Annotated in this window: 21 protein-coding genes; 5 read left to right on the top strand and 16 right to left on the bottom strand. The window is 65.3% G+C overall.

Annotation, left to right across the window (positions count from 1 at the left end; all coding sequences use genetic code 11):
- Positions 1 to 5: 5 nt before the first annotated feature.
- The 6 genes from rsmA to lptF form a co-directional block, all read right to left on the bottom strand.
- Positions 6 to 860, bottom strand: coding sequence for a 16S rRNA (adenine(1518)-N(6)/adenine(1519)-N(6))-dimethyltransferase RsmA (gene rsmA / locus AC1RUR_RS32040; RefSeq protein WP_492851512.1), 855 nt, complete (start codon positions 858 to 860; stop codon positions 6 to 8).
- Positions 857 to 1,873, bottom strand: coding sequence for a 4-hydroxythreonine-4-phosphate dehydrogenase PdxA (gene pdxA, locus AC1RUR_RS32045; RefSeq protein ID WP_492851514.1), 1,017 nt, complete (start codon positions 1,871 to 1,873; stop codon positions 857 to 859). The genes rsmA and pdxA overlap by 4 nt, the downstream gene beginning before the upstream one ends.
- Complete coding sequence (locus AC1RUR_RS32050; protein ID WP_492851516.1) at positions 1,873 to 2,799, bottom strand: SurA N-terminal domain-containing protein; 927 nt, start codon at positions 2,797 to 2,799, stop codon at positions 1,873 to 1,875. The genes pdxA and AC1RUR_RS32050 overlap by 1 nt, the downstream gene beginning before the upstream one ends.
- A 69-nt stretch (positions 2,800 to 2,868) precedes the next feature.
- On the bottom strand, positions 2,869 to 5,352 hold the full coding sequence (locus AC1RUR_RS32055) for an LPS-assembly protein LptD (protein WP_492851518.1): 2,484 nt from the start codon (positions 5,350 to 5,352) through the stop codon (positions 2,869 to 2,871).
- Entirely contained in the window at positions 5,352 to 6,449 is a 1,098-nt protein-coding gene (gene lptG / locus AC1RUR_RS32060) for an LPS export ABC transporter permease LptG (protein WP_492851520.1), read from the bottom strand. The genes AC1RUR_RS32055 and lptG overlap by 1 nt, the downstream gene beginning before the upstream one ends.
- A complete protein-coding gene (lptF, locus tag AC1RUR_RS32065; protein ID WP_492851521.1) occupies positions 6,446 to 7,615 on the bottom strand; it encodes an LPS export ABC transporter permease LptF in 1,170 nt (389 codons plus the stop codon). Before lptF ends, lptG begins: the two co-directional genes overlap by 4 nt.
- 338 nt (positions 7,616 to 7,953) lie before the next feature.
- Here lptF and AC1RUR_RS32070 point away from each other — a divergent pair, with 338 nt between their 5' ends.
- The 3 genes from AC1RUR_RS32070 to AC1RUR_RS32080 all read left to right on the top strand — a co-directional run bounded on the left by AC1RUR_RS32070 (position 7,954) and on the right by AC1RUR_RS32080 (position 10,570).
- Positions 7,954 to 9,453: a leucyl aminopeptidase gene (locus AC1RUR_RS32070; protein WP_492851523.1), complete on the top strand. Its 1,500-nt coding sequence runs from the start codon at positions 7,954 to 7,956 to the stop codon at positions 9,451 to 9,453.
- 6 nt (positions 9,454 to 9,459) lie between these two features.
- Positions 9,460 to 9,912, top strand: coding sequence for a DNA polymerase III subunit chi (locus tag AC1RUR_RS32075; protein ID WP_492851524.1), 453 nt, complete (start codon positions 9,460 to 9,462; stop codon positions 9,910 to 9,912).
- 166 nt (positions 9,913 to 10,078) lie between these two features.
- Positions 10,079 to 10,570 carry a hypothetical protein gene (locus AC1RUR_RS32080; RefSeq protein WP_492851526.1) on the top strand — a complete coding sequence of 164 codons (492 nt, stop codon included), beginning with the start codon at positions 10,079 to 10,081 and terminating at the stop codon, positions 10,568 to 10,570.
- A gap of 121 nt (positions 10,571 to 10,691) precedes the next feature.
- On the opposite strand, the gene AC1RUR_RS32085 is transcribed toward AC1RUR_RS32080, so the two are convergent.
- The 6 genes from AC1RUR_RS32085 to AC1RUR_RS32110 all read right to left on the bottom strand — a co-directional run bounded on the left by AC1RUR_RS32085 (position 10,692) and on the right by AC1RUR_RS32110 (position 16,346).
- Positions 10,692 to 11,654 carry a Bug family tripartite tricarboxylate transporter substrate binding protein gene (locus tag AC1RUR_RS32085; protein WP_492851528.1) on the bottom strand — a complete coding sequence of 321 codons (963 nt, stop codon included), beginning with the start codon at positions 11,652 to 11,654 and terminating at the stop codon, positions 10,692 to 10,694.
- Positions 11,655 to 11,751: 97 nt separating this feature from the next.
- Positions 11,752 to 12,879, bottom strand: coding sequence for a helix-turn-helix transcriptional regulator (locus AC1RUR_RS32090; RefSeq protein WP_492851530.1), 1,128 nt, complete (start codon positions 12,877 to 12,879; stop codon positions 11,752 to 11,754).
- A gap of 222 nt (positions 12,880 to 13,101) precedes the next feature.
- Entirely contained in the window at positions 13,102 to 13,626 is a 525-nt protein-coding gene (locus AC1RUR_RS32095; RefSeq protein WP_492851670.1) for a hypothetical protein, read from the bottom strand.
- 148 nt (positions 13,627 to 13,774) lie between these two features.
- A complete protein-coding gene (locus AC1RUR_RS32100) occupies positions 13,775 to 15,637 on the bottom strand; it encodes an ABC-F family ATP-binding cassette domain-containing protein (RefSeq protein ID WP_492851532.1) in 1,863 nt (620 codons plus the stop codon).
- Positions 15,638 to 15,705: 68 nt separating this feature from the next.
- Positions 15,706 to 15,885, bottom strand: coding sequence for a hypothetical protein (locus AC1RUR_RS32105; RefSeq protein WP_492851533.1), 180 nt, complete (start codon positions 15,883 to 15,885; stop codon positions 15,706 to 15,708).
- A gap of 215 nt (positions 15,886 to 16,100) precedes the next feature.
- Positions 16,101 to 16,346 (bottom strand): sulfur globule protein precursor, encoded by a 246-nt coding sequence (locus AC1RUR_RS32110; protein WP_492851535.1) that lies wholly within the window; start codon positions 16,344 to 16,346, stop codon positions 16,101 to 16,103.
- A 313-nt stretch (positions 16,347 to 16,659) separates the two neighbouring features.
- Here AC1RUR_RS32110 and ndk point away from each other — a divergent pair, with 313 nt between their 5' ends.
- Positions 16,660 to 17,082 (top strand): nucleoside-diphosphate kinase, encoded by a 423-nt coding sequence (ndk, locus tag AC1RUR_RS32115; RefSeq protein WP_492851536.1) that lies wholly within the window; start codon positions 16,660 to 16,662, stop codon positions 17,080 to 17,082.
- A 130-nt stretch (positions 17,083 to 17,212) separates the two neighbouring features.
- Positions 17,213 to 18,073, top strand: a complete 861-nt coding sequence (locus AC1RUR_RS32120; RefSeq protein WP_492851538.1) for a TerC family protein — start codon at positions 17,213 to 17,215, stop codon at positions 18,071 to 18,073.
- A gap of 49 nt (positions 18,074 to 18,122) precedes the next feature.
- Here the strand turns inward: AC1RUR_RS32120 and ppx are convergent, their stop codons facing one another.
- From ppx to AC1RUR_RS32140, 4 genes are all read right to left on the bottom strand, one after another.
- Entirely contained in the window at positions 18,123 to 19,625 is a 1,503-nt protein-coding gene (gene ppx / locus AC1RUR_RS32125) for an exopolyphosphatase (RefSeq protein ID WP_492851540.1), read from the bottom strand.
- A gap of 12 nt (positions 19,626 to 19,637) precedes the next feature.
- The gene (locus tag AC1RUR_RS32130; protein WP_492851668.1) at positions 19,638 to 21,827 is read right to left on the bottom strand and encodes an RNA degradosome polyphosphate kinase; all 2,190 of its coding nucleotides are present in this window, start codon (positions 21,825 to 21,827) and stop codon (positions 19,638 to 19,640) included.
- A gap of 136 nt (positions 21,828 to 21,963) precedes the next feature.
- Entirely contained in the window at positions 21,964 to 22,641 is a 678-nt protein-coding gene (locus AC1RUR_RS32135) for a P-loop NTPase family protein (protein WP_492851542.1), read from the bottom strand.
- Positions 22,642 to 22,753: 112 nt separating this feature from the next.
- A complete protein-coding gene (locus tag AC1RUR_RS32140) occupies positions 22,754 to 23,296 on the bottom strand; it encodes a CDP-alcohol phosphatidyltransferase family protein (RefSeq protein ID WP_492851544.1) in 543 nt (180 codons plus the stop codon).
- Between the last annotated feature and the right edge of the window lie 147 nt (positions 23,297 to 23,443).

Below are 23,443 nucleotides of genomic sequence, written 5' to 3' on the forward strand. Positions count from 1 at the left end.
CCGTCTTAGCCTTCGCTGCGTATATCGGCCAATTCACGCGCCATGGCAACAAAGCCGGAAATCGGAACGGTCTCCGCGCGCCGCGTCGCATCGACGCCGGCGGCGCTCGCGAGCCGCGCCGGATCGACGCCCAGCGATTTCAGGCTTTGCCGCAGCATTTTTCGACGCTGGCCGAAGGCGGCGGCGGCGACCTGTTCGAGCAGCTTGCGATCGCACGGCAGAGGCGTTTCGCGCGGGATCAGGCGGACGACGGAGGACGTGACCTTCGGCGGCGGCACGAACGCAGACGGTGCAATGTCGAACAGGATCTTCGTCTCGCAGCGCCAGTTGGCGAGCACGCCGAGGCGGCCATAGGCCTCCTCGTCCTCGCGCGCGACGATGCGCTCGCCGACCTCGCGCTGGAACATCAGGACCATCATGTCGTACCAGGGCGGCCAGGGCTCGGTGGTGAGCCAGCCGATCAGCAGAGGGGTCGCGATGTTGTAGGGCAGGTTGGCGACGATTTTTGCGCGCTCGCCATTGAGCCGCGGACGCGGGTCGAAGGTCATGGCGTCGCCATGCACGATCTCGAGTCTGTCGGGGTAGCGTGCGGATATATCCTGCAGGGCCGGGATCGCGCGCTCGTCATGCTCGATCGCGATGACGCGTTTGGCGCCGAGCGCGAGTAGCGCGCGGGTCAGTCCGCCGGGGCCGGGGCCGATCTCGACGATGGTGGACTCTTCGAGGGGAGCCGCTGCGCGCGCGATGCGGGCGGTGAGGTTGAGGTCGAGCAGGAAATTCTGGCCGAGCGATTTGCGGGCCGACAGCGCGTGCCGGCGAATGACCTCGCGCAGCGGCGGGAGATCGTCGATCGCGCTCATCCGTTGCTGGCAGCCGCCATGCGGCTGGCGAGCTGAAGTGCCGCAATCAGGCTCGCCGGGTTGGCTTTGCCGGTGCCGGCGATGTCGAAGGCGGTGCCGTGATCGGGCGAGGTGCGGATGAAGGGCAGGCCGAGCGTGACGTTGACGGCGTCGTCGAAGGCGACCGTCTTGATCGGGATCAGCGCCTGGTCGTGATACATGCAGACCGCGCAGTCATAGAGGCTGCGCGCGGCCTCGTGGAACATGGTGTCGGCGGGCAGCGGGCCCCTGGCCTCGATGCCGTCCTTGCGCAGAACTTTTAGCGCCGGCGCAATCACCGTCTGTTCCTCGTGGCCGAGCGAGCCGTCCTCGCCGGCATGCGGATTGAGGCCGGAGATCGCGATGCGCGGCTTCGTGATGCCGAAGCGGGATGTCAGTTCGGCCGCGACGATGCGCACGGTCGAGACGATCAATTCGCTGGTGAGCTGGGCCAGCGCCTCGCGCAAGGAGACGTGGATGGTCACGGGCACGACGGCGAGCCGCGGCGACCACAGCATCATCACCGGCTGCGGCACGCGGCCGTCCACGGCGGCAAGCTCGGCGAGGAATTCGGTGTGGCCGGGATGGCGGAAGCCGGCGCGGTAGAGCACGCTCTTGGCGATCGGATTGGTGACGACGGCACCGGCGCGGCCGGCGCGGACATCCGTGACCGCCTGACGGATCGAGGCGAGCGCGGCCGGCGCGCTCGAGGCGTCGGGCTTGCCCGGCTCGGCCGTTGCGCGTTCGCCGGTCGCAACCACGGGCAGGGCCTCGGCAAAGGCGGTTACGGCCTCGCCGGCGCTGACGGAGGCGATCCGGATCCCGGCGCCGAGCGCTTTGGCGCGCCGCGCGATCAACGCCTCGTCGCCGAGCAGATAGAAGGCGGGCAGGTTCAATTCACGGCGCCGGAGCCAGGCTGCAATCGTGATGTCGGGGCCGATGCCGGCAGGCTCTCCCAGGGTCAGGACGAGGGGCTTTGCTGCGGGAGTGGCCATCAGCGGTTGCGATATTCGATCATCGCCGCCTTGCGGAGCTCGTCGAGATACGCCTTCTGGGTCTTCTCGTACTTCTCCTGATACATCTTCTCGCGGACCTCGCGCTTCTTCGGCGTGTCGATCATGGTCGGCTTGCGCGAGCACAGCACCACCATCTCGATGCCCGCCTTGGTCACCTCGGGGGCGGTCAGGTGGCCGATCGGGGTGTCGTCGAGCACCTTGCGCAGTGCCTCGGGCAGGTCCGCGGTGGTCTTGGTGACGCTCTCGCGGATGGTGGCATTCGGCGTCGAGCGGAACAGCGAATTGGCTTCCTCGCAGCTTCCGACGCGCGAGCGATATTGCTCGGCTTCCTTCATCCGCGTTTCCTGGAAGGCCGGCGACGAGCCGCGCGGCACGATCAGCACGATCGGCTGCATCTTGTATTCGGTGCCCTCGATCTGGAGCTTGTCGCCGGTCTGGGCCTGCACGGCCTGCGCGACGTCGCGCTCGCCGATCATCAGCTTCTCCTTGAAGCGGCCGCGCACGAGGCTGGTCCAGACCATCTCGGCCTTCATCCGGCCCTTCAGCGTTTCGGGGCGGACGCCTTTGACCTCGAGCGACTTGGTCAGCTGATCGGTCGAGATGCGCATGCGCTGCGCCATGCCCTCGTAGGACTGGTTGATGTCGGAGACGCCGGGATCGACGCCGTACTTCTTGCCTTCCTTCAGCTTCACCTTGTCGTCGATCAGCTCGTTGATGACCTCCTGCCGGCCCGGGGTCTTCTGGGTCGTCAGCTGGTCGAGCTTGGAGCGCTGCTCGATGTCGAAATCGGTGATCGGATCGCCGTTGACCATGACGACGATGTTCTGCGCGCGCGACGGCGTGGCGGCCAGGAACAGGGCGGCGAGGACGAGGAGGAGGCGGAACACAGGCAAAGCAGTCGTCATGGATATCGCTCGTATGTCAGCCGCGGTGAACCTGCGATTCTGGAAAACGCGGCCGGCACTTCAAACCATTTACTGGAGACCGCCGGAACTGCTGGTCGTCGACGAGGTCGCCAGCGTGCGCAGGCCGATCTGGAACATGAACGCGTGGCTCAGCACGGGCGGCGTCGCGCCGGCGGAATAGCTATACGAAGTTACGTAGTTCGCCGCCAGCACGAAGCAATCGTCGACATAGCCGGCGCCGAGCACATACTGGTTGATCTTGTTGGCCTCGAGGTCCCAGCGCGCCGAGCCCGACACCACCCAATTGGTCGCGACCTTGAGCGAGCCCGAGGTCAGGATACCCTCGCGGCGCGTCAGATAGCCGAGTTCCGGCTGCGCCGCATAGTTGCCGTACATCACGCTGACCGACCAGCGATCGAAATTGGCGCGGCCTTCGGCCTCGAAACGCTGGACGTTCCAGGTCTGCTCGTCCATGCGGGAGCGGACGCTGAACGTATAGGTGCGGTTGGGCGAGTAGGCGAGGCTCGCCACGTAGTCGGAGCGGGGCTTGTCGAGACCGGAATCCAGCCCCGTGTTGATGGAGTCCTGGACCGCGTAGGAGTTCATGCCGAACAGCTGGTAGGACTGGCCGAACAGCGCCTTGACCGCGCCGCCCTTGTCGAACTGCGTGGTGGCCTGCACGCCGACATTGGCGCGGCCGCCGCCCTCGACGCGGTCGTAACCGGAGAACTTGTCGACGCTGAACAGGTTCGAGGTGTCGAACACCATGCTCTGCGCATCTTCGTTCGGCAGCTTGCCGGCATAGGTCTCGTTCGGGCGGATGATGATCTGCGCGATCGGCTCGATCGTGGTGGAGCCCCAGGGCTGAACGTTGATGAAGGGATAGCGGTATTCGAGGCCGACGGTCGGCATCAGGCGGAACGCCTGGGTGTCGCCGACCGGCAAATAGTTCGACACGCCCGGCTGGTTCGAGACCGAGGAGTTGATCGCATCGGCGCGGAGGCTGGCGAACGGCGTCCAGATCTGGCCGAGCGGGTCGGTGAAGGACTTGCGCCACTGCGCCTCCGCCGTCAGGCGGGTATAGGTGCCGGGGAAGCCGCGCAGCAGGCACTGGGAGGGCGTGCGGGCGAGCGGATCGGCCGACGCCGTCGTGCACAGGCTGTTGGTGTTGGCGAGCGTCGTGATCGGATCGAACACCGCACTGTCACGCGACAGGTTCACGAAGTTGGTCTTGTAGCTGAACTCGCCGCCGAAGACGGGGTAGTTGAGCACGTTCGAATAGTCGATCACGGGATAGACGACCGGCACCTGGCTCTGGTTGCCCGAGTAGCTCAGCCAGTACATCGTGCGCGCGTCGAAGAAGCTGCGATTGCCGACGCCGGTCAGGTAGAGCTGCGAAAGCGCGTCGGTCGGCAGGTTCAGGAACGAGCCGAGCGGATCGCGGTAGGCCGCCAGGCGGTAGTCCGACATGAAATAGTAGTCGGAGAGCAGGACGCCGTCCCAGCCCCAGACCCATTTGTCGTTCAGCGCGAACTGGCCCTTGGTCTCGACGCCGCCGCGGAACTGGCGGTCGCCCGGCTGGCCGGCGAAATTGCTGGGGTTGAGCTGGTCGATGCCGTAGACGCGGATCTGGTAGGCGCCGTCCATCAGGCGCTGGCGGAATTCGGCCTGGAACAGCACGCCCTGCTTGGAGGTGATGCGCGGGCTGAAGGTCGCGTCCATGTCGGGCGCGATCGCCCAGTAGAACGGCACTTCGACGCCGTAGCCGAACGCGGTGTAGGAGGTGAAGCCCGGCATCAGGAAGCCGGTCTTGCGCTTCACGGTCGGGTCGGGCGTCGAGAAATAGGGCATGTAGGCGAGCGGCACGCCGAAGAATTCGAGCTGCGCCGTCTCGAAATACAGCATCTTCTCCTGCTGGTCGTGGATGATACGCGCACCCTTGACCTGCCACAGCGGCGGCTTCTTCGGATCGTCCTTGCACGGCGCGCAGGCCGTGTAGACGCCGTTCTCGAACACCGTGTAGTTGCCGCTGGAGCGGTCGGCGCGGCTCGCGGCCATGCGGGTCTGGTCAGCGGTGTCCACGCGCAGCGAATCGACGAAACCGTCGCGGTAGTCGTCGCTTAGATCCAGGATCTCGGCATAGGTGATCTTGCCGTCGGCATCCGTCATGCGGATGTTGCCTTCGGCATGGAGCCGCTTGGTCTTCTGGTCGTAGATGACCTTGTCGGCCTCGACGCTCGTGCCGTTGTAGAACAGCTGGACGTTACCCACCGCGGAGACGCGCGAATTGTTGTAGTCGTAGTCGACCTCGGTCGCCTGAACCAGCATCTGGTTGTCGTTGGCGACCTTCGGCGGCTTCGGACGCGGCGGCAGCGGATTGTAGGTGTATTGGGCAGAGGCCGGCGCCACGGTGGCAACGTCAATCAGGCCGCCAAGCGAGGCAGCCGTGACGAGCGCGAGCAGGAGCCTGCGGACGGACAAGCCGCTTCCGTTCGCGCGCACAACGGTGCGGCGCGTCAAACGAGACACGAGCCCTCGTTGGACGGCAGTCACTAACCGTCCTCCTGATACAACAAGGCCAAAAAGCCGGTGAGGCCGCCCACCACCACGGGCAACCACGCCGCAGCGATCGGATGCATCAACTCAGCCTTGCTCAAGTCTTCAGTCACTTTCGACAGAACGTAGAGCAGAAAGCCTGCGCCCACGCCACTCAAAACCATCTTCTGCACGCCGCCCATCCGGAAGAAGCGCAACGACACCGAGGCCGCGAGCATCACCATGGCGGCGAGCAAAAACGGCTGCGCCAACAGCTTGTGATACTGGAGTCGATAGCCGGCTGTCGCGAAGCCTGAGCTTTCGGAGGAGCGGATGTAGCTCGGTAGTTGCCAAAAGGACACAGTCTCGGGTGTGGAAAAGCTGTTGCGGACCTGGGCCTCGGTCAGCGACGTGGGAATCGCCATACCGGCCTGCTCCGTCGGCGGCGCGTCGAGCGAGAAACGGCGGACGCCCCTGAAGATCCACTGTCCGGGTTCGAGCTCCGCCTCGCGCGCCTCGATGCGCTCCTTGAAGTGCTGCTCTGTGTCAAACCGGAACAGCGTGAGCCCGGTGAGCCGGATACCCTGCTGCTCGCTGCGCGCCGCGTTGATGATCGTCTGGCCGTCGCTGGTCACCTGGTTGAGCCAGAAGCCGGTGGCGTCCTGGATGCCGCCGCCGGGCGCCGAGCCGAACAGCTCGGCCTCCATGCGCTTGGAGAGCTCGCGCAGATTGGCCGACATCGGATTGTAGGCGACGGTGGCGATCACCCCGATCAGGAGCGCGCTGCCGAGCGCCGGCGAGATGAACTGCCAGGCCGAGACGCCCGCGGCGCGCGCAACCACGAGCTCGAGCCGCCGGGAGAGGGCGAGATAGCAGGTCATGGCGCCGATCAGCATGCAGAACGGCGTCAGCTTCTCCAGCAACTGCGGCACCCGGAACAGCGAGGTCTCGGCGACCATGATCGCGGAGGCGGATGCCAGGCCCGAGGTCTTGCGCACCATCTCGATGTAGTCGACCAGCACGAGCAGCAGGAAAATGCTCGCAAACACGCCCAGCGCCGCGACCACGAAGCGGCCGGCGAAATAGCGTCCGAGCGTGTTGGTGAGCATGCTCATGCGGTGGCCGGCCGTCCGAACAGCCGCGCGATCCGCGCGTTCGATCTGTTGATGGCCTCCATGAGGCGGGGCGGCGGCTCGATCACGACGCCGCCGACGATCATCCACAGCCCCACGCCGATGGCGCCCACGACCATCGCGTATTGGACCAGCACAGCGCCCGGCGATTTCACCGCCATCACTGAGCAGGCGAAGCCGGCCATGCGCAGGCCGAACACCGCGATGATCGACGAGCCGATCGAGAAATTGCGGCTCTGGCGGGTGGTGCGCGGCGCGCCGAGGAAGGCGAAGGTCAGCACGGCAAAGGCGAACGGATAGATCGGCGCCAGCAGGCTGTCGTGCAAGGCCGAGCGGAACTGACCGGGAATCTGCTTGTAGACGGGGTCATTCTCGGATGGGGAGAACAGCTCCCAGAGATAACGCTCGCGAATGCCGAGGGTGACGTCGCGGCCCTGATTGCCGAATTTCGACATGTCGAAGCCGTAACGGCCGAAGGCCACCAGCGCGGGGTCGCGCTTGCCCGCCTCGAAGCGCTGGAGATTGCCGTCCTTGAGCACGAGGAACGAGCCATTCTCGTTCTTCACGACCTCGCCGTGCTCGGCGACGATCGAGATGCGCTCGTTGGGATCGCGGCGGTCGTCGATGAAGATGCCGGCGAGGATGCCGCCGGGCTGGCGCTCGCGAATCCGGATCGTCAGGTTCTTGTCGAGCTGGGCGAAGCGGCCGGGCTGCAGGATGTTGGTGAGCACATCGGCGGTGATCTCGGCGTCCCACTGCTTGATCCGCCGCATGCCGTCGGGGGCGAGATAGGCCGCAATGAAGGCAACCAGCAGCGCCACCACGCAGGTGGCGTAGAAGAACGGATAGAACAGCCGGAACGGCGAGAAGCCGGCGGCATTCATCACGATGATCTCGGAATCGGTCGCGAGCTTGTTCAGCGTGTGCGAGATCGCGATCATCAGCGCGATCGGGGAGATGATCAGGACCAGCGCGGGCACGACGAGGCTGGTGATGCCGAGGAAGGTGAGGATGGTCTGACCCTGGCTCGTCATCAGGTCGATGCCGCGCAACGCCTGCGTAATCCAGATCACGCCGGTGAGGCTGACCAGGACCAGCGCAAACGACGCCAGCGTCGTGCGGAAGATATACCTATCGATTGACCCCATGCGCTACCGCACGAATCCCACCAAGTCCCCAATGCAGGCTGGAAGTCTCGCCGTCCAACCAATCCCCGAACGGGGATCCCCAAGGTTGGACGAACAGCTCTTCCGCCAGCTCACTCTCTCACTACCATCCCTTTGATCCGTCAACAAAATGGCTGCCCCGTGGCACCCTCATAATATGGTTAATATTTCCCTCGTTGTGGCATGGCGGCCACGGGCGGTGCTTGGCATCTGCCGGGCGCGTGGCCCATAGTGGGTAAAGTCCAGTGAATCGCCGTTCAGCGCCGGCCCGTGGCCGGGATCGTCGAGCGGAAAAACCACATGTCTTGAAGGAGTTGCTTATGTCCGATGCCATCAAGGTCGGCTTCGTCCCGCTGTCTGTCGCCGCACGTGGCATCCTGGTCGTGTTCTGTGACGACGGTCTGAAGCTCGGCCCGGCGACGGCCAAGGCGCTCGGCGGCGCCACCGAACTTGTGAAGCGGGCGGCCTCGGCCGCCGCCTTCAAAGGCAAGAGCGGCGCTGCGCTGGACATCCTGGCGCCGGAGGGGATGAAGGCCACCCGCCTGATCGTGATCGGGGCCGGCAAGGCTACGGGCCTGAAGGCGAACGATTTCCTCAAATTCGGCGGCGTGGCGGCGGGCAAGCTCTCCGCCGGTGCCGCGGCCATGACCATCATGGCGGAACTGCCTGATGGCGCCATGACGGGCGAGCAGACGGTCGCAATCGCCTCGGGCCTGCGGCTGCGGGCCTACAAGTTCGACCGCTACAAGACCAAGAAGAAGGACGGCGAGGAGGGCGGCTCACGCGCCGACGTCTCGCTTGCGGTGGGCGATGTCGCCGCGGCCAGGAAGGCGTTTGTTGCGGCCGGCCATGTCGTCGACGGCGTGATCATCGCGCGCGACCTCGTCAACGAGCCGCCGAACGTGCTTTTCCCCGAGGAATTCGCGCGCCGCGCCAGTCTGCTCCGCAAGCTCGGCGTCAAGGTCGAGGTGCTCGACGTCAAGGCGATGGACAAGCTCGGCATGGGCGCGCTGCTTGGCGTCGGGCAGGGCTCGGCGCGACCGAGCCGCACCGTGATCATGCGCTGGGAGGGCGGCAAGAAGGGCGAGGCACCGGTCGCCTTCGTCGGCAAGGGCGTCTGCTTCGACACCGGCGGCATCTCGATCAAGCCGGCCGGCAGCATGGAGGACATGAAGGGCGACATGGGGGGCGCGGCCTGCGTCGTCGGGCTGATGCACGCGCTTGCGGCGCGTAAGGCCAAGGCCAACGTGGTCGGCGCCATCGGCCTCGTCGAGAACATGCCTGATGGCAACGCGCAGCGGCCGGGCGACATCGTCACCTCGATGTCGGGCCAGACCATCGAGATCATCAACACCGATGCGGAAGGCCGCCTCGTGCTCGCCGACGTGCTCTGGTACGTCGCCAAGAAGACGAAGCCGAAATTCATGGTGGATCTGGCGACCTTGACCGGAGCGATCGTGGTCGCGCTCGGCACCGAGCATGCCGGCATGTTCTCCAACAATGACGAGCTGGCCGATCGGCTGCTCGCCGCCGGTATCGAGAGCGGGGAAAAAGTCTGGCGCATGCCGCTCGGTCCCGAATACGACAAGCTGATCGATTCCCAGTTCGCCGACATGAAGAACACCGGCGGCCGCCACGGCGGCTCGATCACCGCCGCGCAGTTCCTCCAGCGTTTCGTCGACGGCACGCCCTGGGCGCATCTCGATATCGCCGGCATTGCCATGGGCGCGCCGAAGACCGACATCAACCAGAGCTGGGGAAGCGGCTATGGCGTCCGCCTGCTGGATCGTCTGGTGGCAGATCATTACGAGCGCAAATGACCTGAGATGACTGAAGTTCTGTTCTACCATCTGCAAAACATGACGGTGGAGAACGTGTTGCCGCCGCTTCTCGAGAAATCGCTGGAGCGCGGCTGGCGCGTCGTGGTGCAGTCGACATCGGAGGAGCGCGCCGATGCGCTGGATGCGCATCTATGGACCTACCGCGACGATTCCTTCCTGCCGCATGCAACATGGCGTGTGAGCGATGCCGCCGACCAGCCGATCGTGCTGGCAATCGAGGAGGACAATCCGAACGGCGCCAACGTCCGCTTCCTGATCGACAATGCCGCGCTGCCGCAGGACGCCCCCGGCTATGAACGCATGGTCTTGCTGTTCAACGGCGACGATCCGGACGCGCTGGCGCTCGCCCGCATCGCCTGGACGGATTGCAAGGCGCGGGGATTTGATGTCACCTATTGGCAGGCCGACGAACGGGGCCGGTGGCAGCGGCGGAATTAGCGGCCGTCCGGAATTAATGATAATTTGCACATTTGGGGTAAGGCTGGTCTTGGCCACCTTCGTGCCGCAAAGTGATGTTGGGACAATCGTTTAGGGCTGGTCCTTAACGCGGGGAATTTAGTTTATCGTGCGACATCAAAAGCTTCCCGGCTCGCTCATAGTTGCGTTGGCTGCCGTAGCACCGCTGGTCGCGGGCTGCTCGGGGACCGATCTGCTGTCGAAGGACGCCCAATGGTTCAACACGCCGAGCCGCCTGTTCATCAAGAGCATCTCGATTGAGTCTCCGCCGCTGACCCCCGACAAGCCCGTGACGGCAGAGGATCTGGTCAGTGCCGACGGCGCCTGTCCCGGCATGGCGCCATCCCCCGGACCGGCCGATGCCAATGCGTCGACGACCGCGCCGGCCCCCATGGGCGGCACGGTCGCGCTCGGCCATACCGAATGCGACGTGGTGCGCGGCATCGGCGCGCCCTCGAATGTCGGCCTCTCCAACGATGCCGCCGGTCGGCGCGTCGCCGTGGTGACCTGGACCACCGGTCCGCGTGCCGGCATCTATACGTTCACGTCCGGCCGCCTGTCCTCGATCGAGGGTACGCCGGAGGCGCCTGCGATGCCGAAAGCGGCCAAGCCGAAGCCGAAGAAGAAGGCGGCGACTTGAAGCGGGATGAGTCTCGGTTATCGAGGCGAGCCCGGAACTCGAATTACCGCTCCCCGTTGGGGAGAGCTGAATCGCAGCCGCACGAATCCAATTTCATCATGCTTTCAGGCTCCCGCGCCGGTTACTGAATCAGCGCGATACCGACCCGTCTGATCAGTTCCGCCCATTTCGGCGTTTCGGTCCGGATCTGGGCGGCGAACTCGTCCGGTGTGCGCGTGATCGCTTCCATGCCGAGCCCGGCAAACTTCTCTCGTGCGGCCGGTGCGGCCACTGCCTTCTGCGCCTCCTCATGCACAAGCGTGATGACCGAAGCCGGCGTTCCGGCTGGCGCCATCAGGCCGAACCAGGCGGTGGCCTCAAAGCCGCGGAAACCCAGTTCATCCAGCGTCGGCAGATCAGGCATGGCCGGCGAACGCCGCAGCGATGTGATCGCCAGCGCCCGAACGCCACCGTCGCGGACCTGCGGCAGCATCGACGCGATGCTGCCGAAGCACATCGTGACGCGGCCGGCAACGAGATCGCTCAACAGCGCTGAGCTGTCGCGGTAAGGTACGTGCTGCATCTTGATGCCGGCCATGGATTGGAACAACTCGCCCGCCAGATGGGTAGAGGTGCCCACGCCCGCCGAGGCGAAGGTGAGGGGAGTCCGCCGCGCCAGATCGACCAGATCCTGAACGCTCGCCGCCGGCACATCCTTGTTCACGACGAGGATGTTCGGCGCGCTCGTGACCTGGGCCACGGGGACCAGATCGTGCGTCGGATCATACGGCAGCTTTGCGTACAGAGACGGGTTGATGACGATTGCCGCATTGCCGGCCATCAGCAGCGTGGCTCCATCCGGCGCCGATTTGGCGACGTGGTCCGCTGCGATGTTGCCGCCCGCGCCCAGCATGTTCTCGACCACGACGGGCTTGCCCCACTTCGCCGTGAAGTGTTCGGCCAGGATGCGGGCCGCCACGTCGGGGGCGCTTCCCGGACTGAAGCCCAGAACGATGCGAATGGTCGATTGCGGGTATTTCGGCTCCGCTTGCAGCGGCTGCGCCAGCCACAGAAGCGATATCAAAGCAAGCGCCGGCCGTATCATGATCCGTCTCCTTGTCCGGGGGCGGACTGTCTTCCTCGCTCGGTCGTTCGTCGTCACCCCATGGGGTGATGTCCCGTTGCACGGGCGGGCGCAGGTGCTAAGTCGACGGATCGAGCGCCCGGGCGAGGTGCGCCATCGATTGCACCAGCTCGGCGTGACCGCGGACCCCGATCTTGGCGTATATTCGTTTGGTGTGGGACTTGAGCGTGTTGGGGCTGATGCCGAGCATGGCGGCAGCCGCCTTCATGCCGCTGGTCCGGGTGAGCGCGGTTGCCACCCGCAATTCGGCCGCCGTCAGGCCATGGCGGGCCGCCAACAGCGCGCTGGCGGCCTCACCGTTACGGGACATGTCGACCAGGAGCGCGATTGCCGCAGGGCTTGCGATCTTGTGATGCGAGGGGTGATCGAACGCGTGCCCCCGCACCGGCGTCACGGTGATGCCGATGTCCCGGCCGTTCGGCTGCGACAGGCGATGGATTCCCGCTGCGCCGTTGCGGATGGCATCCGTGACAAGCGCACGGACGGTGTTCACGACGCCTGGCGGTCCGGACAGGTCGCTGCCGGCGTGGACGCGAAGCGACAGCTCTTCGCCCTGCGTCCGGGCCGCGGAGTTGGCAAACAGGACCCGCTGCCCGGCGTCAAAAGTGATGATTCCGGTTGTCAATGCGTCGAGCGCGTCACGCTCGGCCCGTGCCGCCTCGCGGTAGTCGAGCATGCGCAAGCGCAGCTCGCAGGCGCGCCGCAAATGCGGCAGCAGCGAGCCCAGGACCGCGGTGTCTCGTTCGCTGAACGGTCCGCTCTTCTCGCTACGTTCGACGTTGAGCGAAACCCGGAATTCCGGATGGCTCACCACATTGACGATCGAGCCGTGCGCGAGATTCTGCGGCCGAAGAACGTCGTCGTAGAAGGCGGTGCGCTTGAGTTGAGGCAGCTCGATCAGGTCGTCGGAGTGCACTACCCGGCCTGCCGGAAAACGGCTCGACCGCATCCAGGGATTGTTGATGTGATAAAGTTCGTGGCGACGCTTGCACTCCGGATCGATCCGGGCGAGGTCGTGGAAGGTGTAGAGCTTGTGGTCGACGCTATAACCATGGATCAGCGCGGCTGCGCTGTGGGTGATGTCCGCGATGCCTTCCAGGGCAGCGCTCCAGAGCGAGCCGTCGAGCACGGCGTCGTAGATCAGGCCAACAAGCGCGTCTCGCCTCTGTTCAAAATCGGCCGGCATCCGCGTTCCTCCGCAGCCGCATCAAGCTCGCCGATGCCGACGCGATCCGCAAGCGGTTTAGCTCCGCTGTTCGAGAGAGCCCGCGAGGGTGACGCAATGCCCGCGCGGAACTCTGTCAACCCGCGGCATCGGCGCGCCCTCGAACGTCAGCCTGTCCGGTGATGATGCCGCTGGCCGCCGCATCGCCGTGGTCACCTGGACGACCGGTCCGCGTGCGGGCATCTACACGTTCACCGCCGGATGCCTGTCCTCGATCGAGGGCACGCCGGAAGCGCCTGTGCCGGACCCGGACCGCATGGCTACCCAAAAAGTGAGGCCGCCAACAAGGCCCAGCAAACCTGCCAGTCCAAGGGTGCGAATGTACTCAATCCAGAAAAACAGGGTTGGCACGCCATTGACGATTGTTGGCTTGCCGTCGGTCCAGGCATTCTGGACACTGAGCATGGACACCAATGCCAGGACACCGAATGGTAGTGCCGCGACGACGAAGCCTCCGAGAGCGCAGGCTGCGATCCCGACGTGCGATCGCATGCGGCGGACGAGAAGAAAGAGAGGAAGACCGAGCAACACGGCGTGGGCGATTGCGACCATGAACGTCGTCATCGTCAAGTTCAGGACTTGCGTGACGACGAGGATGTTGATCGGCTCTTCGATCTGCACGCAAAATGGGATGACGAATGCTGCGGCCGCGCCGAACGCTGCAAGCAGGGTTGCTCCCAACAGGTGCAAATGCTGCTGAAGCCGCATGTCTAGCCGTTGCCTAGAGGTCGTCGTGGTGGATCCCACAACTGGCCAACCTAAAGCATGATGCGGAAAAGTGCGAAGCGGTTTTCCGGAGAGATCGTGCGCAACCAACAGCCTAAAGCGTGATGACGATTCAAGATCTCATCGCGCTTTACCCCGCCGCCTCATCAAACTGCGTGCTCGCCTCCAGCCATTGTTCCTCCGCGCGTGCCAGCGCGTCGGCGGCATTGGCGCGTGCCTTCGACAGTTGCGCGGCCTGCTTGGGGTCGCGGGTGAAGATGTCGGGGAGCGACAGCGCGGTGTCGATCTTGGTGATGATCTCGCTGACGCGGGCGATCTCGGCTTCGGCTTCCGCGATGCGCTTCTTCAGTGAGCCGCGATTGTCCGATTTCGGGCGCTGCGGCTTCTCGCTTGGCGCACTGCGCTCGCGCGGGGGGGCTTCGCCATTGCGCGCGGACAGCACCAGGCGGCGGTATTCGTCGAGATCGCCGTCGTAATTGGTCACGGTGCGGTCGGCAACGATCCAGAGCCGATCGGCGCAGGCCTCGATCAGATAGCGGTCGTGCGAGACCATGATGACGGCGCCGGGGAATTCGTTGATGGCCTCGGCAAGCGCGGCGCGGCTGTCAATGTCGAGATGGTTGGTCGGCTCGTCCAGGATGATCATGTTGGGGCCGAAGAAGGTCGCAAGTCCCAGCAGCAGCCGGGCCTTCTCGCCGCCCGACAGTTTTCCGGCCTTGGTGTCGGCGGCCTTGCCGGAGAAGCCGATTGCGCCGGCGCGCGCCCGCACCTTCGCTTCCGGCGCATCGCCCATCAGCTTGCGCACATGGTCGTAAGCGGAGGCGTCTTCGTTCAATTCGTCGAGCTGATGCTGCGCGAAATAGGCGATCGACAGCTTGTCGGCGCGCGTGACCTTGCCCGAGAACGGCGCAAGACGCCCGGCAAGCAGCTTGACCAGCGTCGACTTGCCGTTGCCGTTGGCGCCGAGAAGCGCGATGCGGTCGTCATTGTCGATGCGCAAGGTGACGCGGCTCAGCACCGGCGTTGCCGGATCGTAGCCGACCGACGCGTTGTCGACGGCGATGATCGGCGGCGACAGGATCTTTTCCGGTGCGGGAAAGGAGATCTCGCGCACGTCCTCTGTGACCAGCGCCGTGATCGGCTTCAGCCGCTCCAGCATCTTGACGCGAGACTGCGCCTGACGGGCCTTCGACGCCTTGGCCTTGAAGCGGTCGACGAAGGCTTGCAGGCGGGCGCGCTCGGCCTCCTGGCGCTTGACGGCCTTGGCATCGAGCAGCTCGCGCGCGGCGCGCTGCTCCTCGAAGGAGGAATAGGTTCCCTTGTAGAGCGTGAGCTTGCCGCGTTCCAGATGCAGGATCTGGTCGACCGAGCTATCCAGGAGGTCGCGGTCGTGGCTGATCACGATCACCGTGCGCGGATAGTGCGCCAAGTGATCCTCCAGCCACAGCGTGCCTTCGAGGTCGAGATAGTTGGTGGGCTCGTCGAGCAGCAGCAGATCAGGAGCTGCGAACAACGTCGCTGCCAGTGCGACGCGCATGCGCCAGCCGCCGGAGAATTCGGCGCAGGGGCGGAGCTGATCGGCGGCGGAGAAGCCGAGGCCGGAGAGGATCGCGGCGGCTCTGCTCGGCGCCGAATGCGCGTCGATGTCGACGAGCCGGGTCTGGATCTCGGCGATCCGGTGCGGGTCAGTCGCGCTCTCGGCCTCCGCGAGCAGCGCGTCGCGCTCGAGGTCGGCCCTGAGCACGACCGAGATCAGGCTCTCGGGGCCGTTCGGCGCCTCCTGCGCGAGGCTGCCCACCCGCCAGCGTGGGGGCAGGGTCACCGAGCCGTGCTCCGCCGCGAGCTCGCCGCGGATCACCTTGAACAGCGTCGACTTGCCGGTGCCGTTGCGCCCGACCATGCCGACGCGCGATCCGGGCGTGATCTGCACGGAACTCTGGTCGATCAAAAGACGTCCGGCGAGGCGGATGGAGAGGTCGATGATAGCAAGCATGCGGCCTTGTCACCGCAGCCGGGATCAAACGCAACCCGTTTTTGCGCAGGCCGTGCCGTGCCCGTCAGTCAGTGCGTGCCGCCATCACGGTCGCGCTTCTTCAGTTCGTTGAGGAGCTGTTCGAGATGGGTCGGCAGCCGGGGTTCGGGACGGAGGCTCTGCTGAAGCCGTTCGCCTACGGCATCGCAAATCGAGCGGCTGGTGCGCCGGTCGATTTGTTCGGTGTCATTGGCGAAGAGGCCAGTCATCACGCGGTTCCGTGTGTTTCAAGGTAACGACACGGCATCAAGTCCTTGGCCCCCAAAATGGTTTCGTCGATTGGGGGGAACGCCCGGCAGTCCAGTAACAATTGTATGAATTGGTCGTATCTGCCCAAAGACAAGGCCCCGGCGCAGGGGGAACGCCGGGGCCTCGCTTGGAAGGTACCCTGGGGGAAGGTACCTCGAATAAGGTGCTGTCGGGCTCAGTAGCAGCGGTTGATCAGCCGCCAGCGGGGTCCCCAGGGGGTCGGGACCAGCCGGCGCACATAGCAGCCGCCATAACCATAGGAGGGGCCGCCGACATAGAAGCGGGGTCCACCCCAGCCGTGGTGCCAGCCACCTCCGCCGCCATGCCAGCCGCCGTGCCAATGGGCGGAAGCGGAGGTCGGTGCCAGCGCGGCACCCAGCGCAAGCGCGGCGACAGCGGCAAGCGAAAGTTTCCTCAACATGGTGATCTCCTCAAACTGCCGGCGCGGGGCTATCGCGTCGATGGAAAGGCCGCCGAAACGGGTCTGCCTCATGGTCAGGCTTTGGTTTCGATGGGCCCGACCTTACGCCGGCCAGGCTGAACCAAACCCTGACGGCGCCTTCAGATTGGGTTCATCTGGGTGAAATTGCTGTAATTAACGCCGCCGCCCTCGGGACCGGAGCCCTGCGGCGAAGCGCCCGTGGGCCCGTTTTTGGGGTCGCTTGCCGTATCGCGAAGGCGCCGATATAAGCCCGGCAACTCCGAACCACCGCTTTCTCCTCAAGGACAAGATTATGGCCATCGAACGCACTTTCTCGATCATCAAGCCCGATGCGACCGCGCGTAACCTGACCGGTGCGGTTAACGCCGTGATCGAGAAGGCGGGCCTGCGCATCGTCGCGCAGAAGCGCATCCGCATGACCAAGGAACAGGCCGAGACCTTCTATGCCGTCCACAAGGCGCGGCCGTTCTTCGGCGAGCTCGTCCAATTCATGACCTCGGGCCCGGTGGTCGTGCAGGTGCTGGAAGGCGAGAACGCCGTCGCCAAGTACCGCGACGCGATGGGCGCGACCGATCCGTCCAAAGCGGCCGAAGGCACCATCCGCAAGCTCTACGCAAAGTCGATCGGCGAAAACTCCGCGCACGGTTCGGATGCGTCGGAGACCGCTGCGATCGAGATCGCGCAGTTCTTCTCGGGCAACGAGATCGTCGGCTGATCCATCAGCCGCACTAAAGCGCGATGAACGTCATCGCGCTTTAGTCTATTGTTTGAGCATGATCTTTTCGGAAAATCGCTTCACACTTTTCCGGATCATGCTTTAAGGCGACCGGGCGAAAGGACTCATTGTGAACTGGCTCTGGCAGATCTTCGATCCCGCTACGATCGGGGCATTCTTCACCCAGTTTCGCAACGAGATGGCCGAACCGACCTTCTGGATTGCGGTCGGCAAGATCATCTGGATCAACATCCTGCTCTCCGGCGACAACGCGCTGGTGATTGCGCTCGCCTGCCGCGGCCTCAAGCCGCGGCACCGGCTGTGGGGCATGATCTTCGGTGCCGGCGCGGCCGTGATGCTGCGGATCATCTTCACCGGCATCGTCGCGAGCCTGATGGAGCTGCCCTACCTGAAGCTCGTCGGCGGTCTCGCGCTGATCGTGATCGCGGCCAAGCTCCTGGTGCCTGAAAACGAGGACGAGGAGGGCGTCGAGTCCGCCTCGCATCTGTGGCACGCGGTGCAGATCGTCGTCGTCGCCGACATCGTCATGAGCCTCGACAACGTCATCGCGGTCGCTGCTGCCGCCAATGGCAGCGTGCCGTTGCTGATCCTCGGCCTTGCCATCAGCGTGCCGCTGATCGTGGCCGGTGCGGCGCTGATCATGGCGCTGCTCGCAAAGCTGCCGGTCCTGGTGTGGGCCGGTGCTGCGCTGCTCGGCTGGATCTCGGGCGAGGTGATCGCGACCGACCCAGGCATCGCGCCGAAGCTGCATACGCTGTTCGACGGCCCGTTCGGCGCCTCGCTGGACGGCATGCTCGGCGCTTTGCGCATCCCGCCGCAATTCGCCCATGGCGGCGCTGGCGGCGAGTATCTCTGCGCGGCCATCGGCGTCGTCGTGGTGCTGGTCGTCGGCTCCATCTGGCGCCGGCGCAGCCTGAGCCAGGCCGCGCTGGAATCTTCCGAGCGCCACGCCAAGGCGTCGGCGGAGTAAGCTTTTCCGAGCGGCGCGTCCTTCACCTCTCGCCGTCGGGAGAGGTGAGTCAGCGCCGCACGATCGAGCCGGCCCGGTTGACCAGGCGGGCGAGCTGGCGGAAGCGGCTGCCGACGCGGTCGGCGACGAGGTCGCCGAGGCGGTGCTCGAACACCAGCATCAATTTGCGTCCCTGGCTGCGGAAATGCGTGGCGGGCAGCACGCCCGGCCGCGCCGCCGAGATCAGATGCGCGACACGGAATGCTGCGCCGAGCAGGCGGGCGCGTTCGAGCTGGGCCGGCGTCAGCAGCTCCTGCGTGGTCACCGGTGGCTGGTTTTCCTCGCTCAGGCCCGCGTAGCGATAGAACACGGACAGGCCAACGAAGGCGCGCTCGGTGTGGGTGATGGCGCCGAAATTGCCGTTGACGACGAGACTCAGCGTCTGCTCGCCGCGGTGATCGGGATGCACGCGCCAGCCGATGTCGGAAAGCAGGCAGGCGGTGTGGCGCAAGCGGCGATCCTCTTCGCTCTCGCGCAGCTTCACGACGCGCACCAGGCGATCGGTCCAGGCGATCAGCTCGCGGGCGTGCCTGGCCGAGCGTGACAGCAGCTGGTTCAGCTCTTCCGCGGCGCAGATCAGGCCGTCCTTGTTGCGCTCGGACTCCGGCAGCTTCTCGTGCAGCAGCCCCTCGCGCACGCCGAAGGTCGAGAACACGATGGTCTTGGGCTTTGCCACGCGGATGATGTGCTCGAGCACCAGCGCCGCATAGGTGAGGAGCGGGCGGCGTGCGTCCGCGACGATCTCGATGTCGGCGAGCATGTTCGCGGCCGCTAGACGCCGGAGGCGACGCGAAAAGTCGAGTGCCTCGGCCGCGGAGATGGAATAGCCGTGCATCACCTGGAGCGGATAGCCGCTCTGGATGATGTGGATGCGCGCGAGCGCGCGCCAGGTGCCGCCGACGGCGTAGAAGGTACGGCCGCTACCCGCCTTGAGCTGCGGCACCTCGTCGAGCTCCTCGCGCACGATGCGGTCGGCGCGCTTGAGCGATTTGTGCGCGAGGTCCTGGAGTGCGAGGCCGCCGAGCGGCAGGGTCACGCCACTGCGCACGCTGTTCCTGCGCACGTCGATCAGTTCGAGCGAGCCGCCGCCGAGGTCGCCGACGATGCCGTCGGGATGGTGAATGCCGGAGATCACGCCGAGCGCCGACAGCCGCGCTTCGCGCGGGCCCGACAGGATCTCGATCTTGACGGCGCAGATGCGTTCGGCCTTCGCGATGAAGTCGGGGCCGTTGGAGGCGTCGCGGCAGGCGGCGGTCGCGATCGCGAACACGCGTCCGACCTGCATCACCCGGCACAGCGCGCGGAAGCGCTTGAGCGAGGTCAGCGCCTTGTCGACAGCGTCGGGCGCAAGCAGGCCCGTGCTCTGCACCTCGCGCCCGAGGCCGCACAGCGTCTTCTCGTTGAAGATCGGAATGAGGCTCCGCGTCAGCGCCTCGTAGACGACGAGGCGGACCGAGTTGGAACCGATGTCGATGACCGCGACGCTCGAGCCGCGCTTGCGCGGCCGAGTCACGTCGACGCCCGATCAGGATTGATGGCGTTCGTTCCGGCGCGTGAGACGGCGCGGCGAGGATTCCTTGAGCGACTTTCCACGGCCAGACAGACTCGGATTTGTCATGAAGTAGTTGTGGACGTTGAAAGGCTCCTCGCCCTTCGCGGCCTTCATACGCGTTGAGGACCCGTCCGGCAACAATTGCCAGCTCTGCTCGTTGTCCTTGAGATTCGCGACCATGATCTGTTCGAGAACCTGCTGATGCACCGTGGGATTTTGCAGCGGACACAGCACCTCGACACGGCGGTCGAGGTTGCGCGGCATCATGTCGGCCGAGGAGATATACACAGCCGCTTTTGCGCTCGGCAGGCCCTGGCCCATGCCGAAGCAGTAGATTCGGCCGTGTTCCAGGAAGCGTCCGATGATCGATTTGACGCGAATGTTCTCCGACAGGCCGGGAATGCCGGGCCGGAGGCAGCAGATGCCGCGCACCACGAGCTCGACCTGGACGCCGGCCTGTGAGGCCTCATACAGTGCGTCGATGATGTCGGGGTCGACCAGCGCGTTCATTTTCATCCAGACCGCGCCGGCGCGGCCGTGGCGGGCATGTGCGGTCTCGCCCTGGATGTGCTCGATGATGCGCTTGCGCAAGGTGAGCGGCGACACCGCCATCTTCTCCAGATCGCTCGGCGCGGCATAACCGGTGATGAAGTTGAAGACGCGCGCGGCGTCGCGGCCGATGGTCGGATCCGAGGTGAAGTAGGAGAGGTCCGTGTAGATGCGCGCCGTCACCGGGTGATAATTACCGGTGCCGGTATGGACGTAGGTCGTGAGGCTGCCGCCTTCGCGGCGTACCACCATCGAGAGTTTTGCGTGCGTCTTCAGCTCGAGAAAGCCGTAGACGACTTGCACGCCGGCGCGTTCGAGGTCGCGCGCCCAGCGGATATTGGCCTCCTCATCGAAGCGCGCCTTGAGCTCGATCAGCGCGGTGACGGACTTGCCCGCTTCGGCGGCTTCCGCGAGCGCGCGCACGATCGGCGAGTTGTTGGAGGTACGGTAGAGCGTCTGCTTGATCGCGACGACGTCGGGGTCGCGCGTTGCCTGCTGCAGGAACTGCACCACCACGTCGAAGGATTCGTAGGGGTGATGGACGACGAGGTCCTTCTGCCGGATCGCGGCAAAGATGTCGCCGCCATGCTCGCGCACGCGCTCGGGATGGCGGGGCACGTAAGGGGTGAATTCGAGGTCGGGCCGGTCGAGGCGGGTGAGCTGCGAGAGCTCGTTCATGGCGAGCACGCCGTCGACCAGGAATACCTCGTCGTCGGCGGCGGAGAGGGCATGCTGCACGAAGTTGCGCAGCTGCTCCGGCATCTTGGCGTCGATCTCGAGGCGGATTACCGATCCGCGGCGGCGGCGCTTCAGCGCGGTCTCGAACAGTCGGACGAGGTCCTCGGCCTCTTCCTCGATTTCGAGCTCGGAGTCGCGGAGGATGCGGAAGGCGCCCTGACCATGCAGATTGTAGCCGGGGAACAGGCGGTTGATGAACAGGGCGGTGGCCTGCTCCAGCGTGATCAGCCGCACCGTACCGTCGGCCGGCAGGCGGATGAAGCGGTCGATCTTGCCGGGCATGCGGATCAGCGCGTTCATCTGCTTGCCGTCGGCGGCGCGCGTGAGCTGGAGCGCGATGGTGAAGCCGAGGCTCGGAATGAACGGGAAGGGGTGGGCCGGGTCGATCGCGAGCGGTGTCAGCAGCGGGAACACGTTGTTGAGGAAGTATTCCTCGATCCAGGTCCGTTCCGCCTTGGTGACCTCCTTGCCGTCGACCAGCACGATGCCGACATCGGCCAGCGTGGCGCGCAGGTCGCGCCAGATCGCCTGCTGGTCGGACGCAAGCTGGGAGACGGTGCGGTTGATCAGCGCGAGCTGCTCGGACGGCGTCAGGCCGTCGGGGCTGCGTTCGGCAATGCCCTCGCGCACCTGGGCCTTGATGCCGGCGACGCGGACCATGAAGAACTCGTCGAGGTTATTCGCCGAAATCGACAGGAATCGCACCCGCTCCAGCACGGGGTGGTTGGGATTGACTGATTCCTCCAGGACGCGGCGGTTAAAATGCAGCCAGGAGAGTTCGCGGTTGATGAAGCGCTCGGGGCTCGAGGCGATCGCCGGCAATCCCTCTGGTTCCGTAGGTTTTTCTTTTGTTTCAACAACTTGCGCGGAGTCCATGAGAAGTCGGTCCATCCAGTTCGCCCCAATTTGCGACTTACGCGCAAAACCGGCCGGAGCATGTGTTAGTGCGATGACGTTTCGATGACATTGATGTTCCGCCGTTCCGCGCCGTCAAGCGATGTTGGGGGAAGGGTCAGGCATCCCGGAGCAGCTCGGCTGCCAGCGCCCGGGTGACCGGGCGGCCGAGCCGCAGGGCCTCGCTGTCGAGCAATTCCACGGCCTGGCGGGCGGCGGCCGAGGATCGCTCCAGGCGGGTGGCGAGATAGCTGACCACGTTCTCGTCGACGGTCAGCTGGCGGTCGGCGCAGAATTTGACGATCAGGCCACGGAACAGCTGATCGTCGGGGGGCAGCAGCGCGACGACAGGCACGGCGCGTAATCGCGAGCGCAGGTCGCTCAGCTCGATGTCGAGCGCTGCCGGCACCTCGCGTCCGGTGAACAGCACATAGGCTTCGTCCTCGCGGGCAAGGTTCATCAAATGGAAGAGGGCGCGCTCGTCAAAATCCTTCGCCTTGAGATCCTCGACCACCAGCGCACCGGTGGCGAGCGCACCCGGAACACCTGCGGCGGTCAGCGCATTGGCCGTGGTCGAGCGGGCGCCGGCCTCCTCGGCCCAGATCGCGGCGAGATGGCTCTTGCCGCTGCCTTCGGGGCCGGCCAGCCACATGATCCGGTTCGGCCATTCTGGCCAGCCGTCGATCAAGGCGAGGCCCGCCGCATTGGCAGGGCCTTCGAGGAAATTGTCCCGGCTGAGGCTCTCCGCATGCGGAAGCGAGAACGCCAATTGCCGGGGGTGAACGCGGCCTGCCACGCTTGGTTTGCTCCATGCCGGACGGCCGGCTTCGCTGAAGATTCGACTTCATCGAGCGCGACTTGGCCGATTGCAGGGCCGTTCCGCGCTCACGGTTGCGCCTGGTTGGCGCTCATTTGGCCTCGATCGTGCTCATGTGCCGCAGCCACTCGACGAGGTAGAGCGACACCGAGGAGAGCGTGAAGACCGTCACGAGGCCCATCAGGATCATATCATAGGGCGCTGGCTTGAAGCCGAAGGCAAGGGACGCGAGCACCAGAGCCGCGTAGGCGACCTGAGCCGCTGTGTTTAGCTTGGATACTTTCGACGGTTTCATCGCGACCGGCTTGTCGAACAGCCAGGACACGATCACCGCAGTGACGATCATGATGTCGCGCGACACCACCAGGATCACGATCCAGCGCGGGATGTCGCCCCAGACGCCGAGCGCGAGGTAGATCGAGACCAGCAGCGCCTTGTCGGCGAGCGGATCGAGCAGGGCGCCGAGCTCGCTCGTCATGTTGAAGCGCTTGGCCAGGAAGCCGTCGACGGCGTCGCTGATGCCGGCAATCAGGAAGACGGCGAACGCCACCTCCATTTGGCTCGACACGATGGCCCAGACGATGATCGGGACCAGCATGATGCGGCCCAGGGTAATGATGTTCGGAATACTCACGCGGCGCTTCCCGGCACCCGGCCTGACCTCGAATCCGGCCCGTTTGAAAGGCTGAACCCGTTGATATCTACATAGTATGGCGCCGAGCGCCATGCGAGCCATTGCGCGTCCCCGGAATTCGACGTAACCAGCCGCAAACCCACTGGA

Source organism: Bradyrhizobium sp. GW821-FHT12B03, from assembly GCF_058807535.1.

What these genes read in the sequence shown, in the direction of transcription:
- rsmA (WP_492851512.1), bottom strand. Translation starts at nt 860, where the DNA reads ATGAGCGCGATCGACGATCTCCCGCCGCTGCGCGAGGTCATTCGCCGG.
- pdxA (WP_492851514.1), bottom strand. Translation starts at nt 1,873, where the DNA reads ATGGCCACTCCCGCAGCAAAGCCCCTCGTCCTGACCCTGGGAGAGCCT.
- AC1RUR_RS32050 (WP_492851516.1), bottom strand. Translation starts at nt 2,799, where the DNA reads ATGACGACTGCTTTGCCTGTGTTCCGCCTCCTCCTCGTCCTCGCCGCC.
- lptG (WP_492851520.1), bottom strand. Translation starts at nt 6,449, where the DNA reads ATGAGCATGCTCACCAACACGCTCGGACGCTATTTCGCCGGCCGCTTC.
- lptF (WP_492851521.1), bottom strand. Translation starts at nt 7,615, where the DNA reads ATGGGGTCAATCGATAGGTATATCTTCCGCACGACGCTGGCGTCGTTT.
- AC1RUR_RS32070 (WP_492851523.1), top strand. Translation starts at nt 7,954, where the DNA reads ATGTCCGATGCCATCAAGGTCGGCTTCGTCCCGCTGTCTGTCGCCGCA.
- AC1RUR_RS32075 (WP_492851524.1), top strand. Translation starts at nt 9,460, where the DNA reads ATGACTGAAGTTCTGTTCTACCATCTGCAAAACATGACGGTGGAGAAC.
- AC1RUR_RS32085 (WP_492851528.1), bottom strand. Translation starts at nt 11,654, where the DNA reads ATGATACGGCCGGCGCTTGCTTTGATATCGCTTCTGTGGCTGGCGCAG.
- AC1RUR_RS32090 (WP_492851530.1), bottom strand. Translation starts at nt 12,879, where the DNA reads ATGCCGGCCGATTTTGAACAGAGGCGAGACGCGCTTGTTGGCCTGATC.
- AC1RUR_RS32095 (WP_492851670.1), bottom strand. Translation starts at nt 13,626, where the DNA reads ATGCGGCTTCAGCAGCATTTGCACCTGTTGGGAGCAACCCTGCTTGCA.
- AC1RUR_RS32100 (WP_492851532.1), bottom strand. Translation starts at nt 15,637, where the DNA reads ATGCTTGCTATCATCGACCTCTCCATCCGCCTCGCCGGACGTCTTTTG.
- AC1RUR_RS32105 (WP_492851533.1), bottom strand. Translation starts at nt 15,885, where the DNA reads ATGACTGGCCTCTTCGCCAATGACACCGAACAAATCGACCGGCGCACC.
- AC1RUR_RS32110 (WP_492851535.1), bottom strand. Translation starts at nt 16,346, where the DNA reads ATGTTGAGGAAACTTTCGCTTGCCGCTGTCGCCGCGCTTGCGCTGGGT.
- ndk (WP_492851536.1), top strand. Translation starts at nt 16,660, where the DNA reads ATGGCCATCGAACGCACTTTCTCGATCATCAAGCCCGATGCGACCGCG.
- AC1RUR_RS32130 (WP_492851668.1), bottom strand. Translation starts at nt 21,827, where the DNA reads ATGGACTCCGCGCAAGTTGTTGAAACAAAAGAAAAACCTACGGAACCA.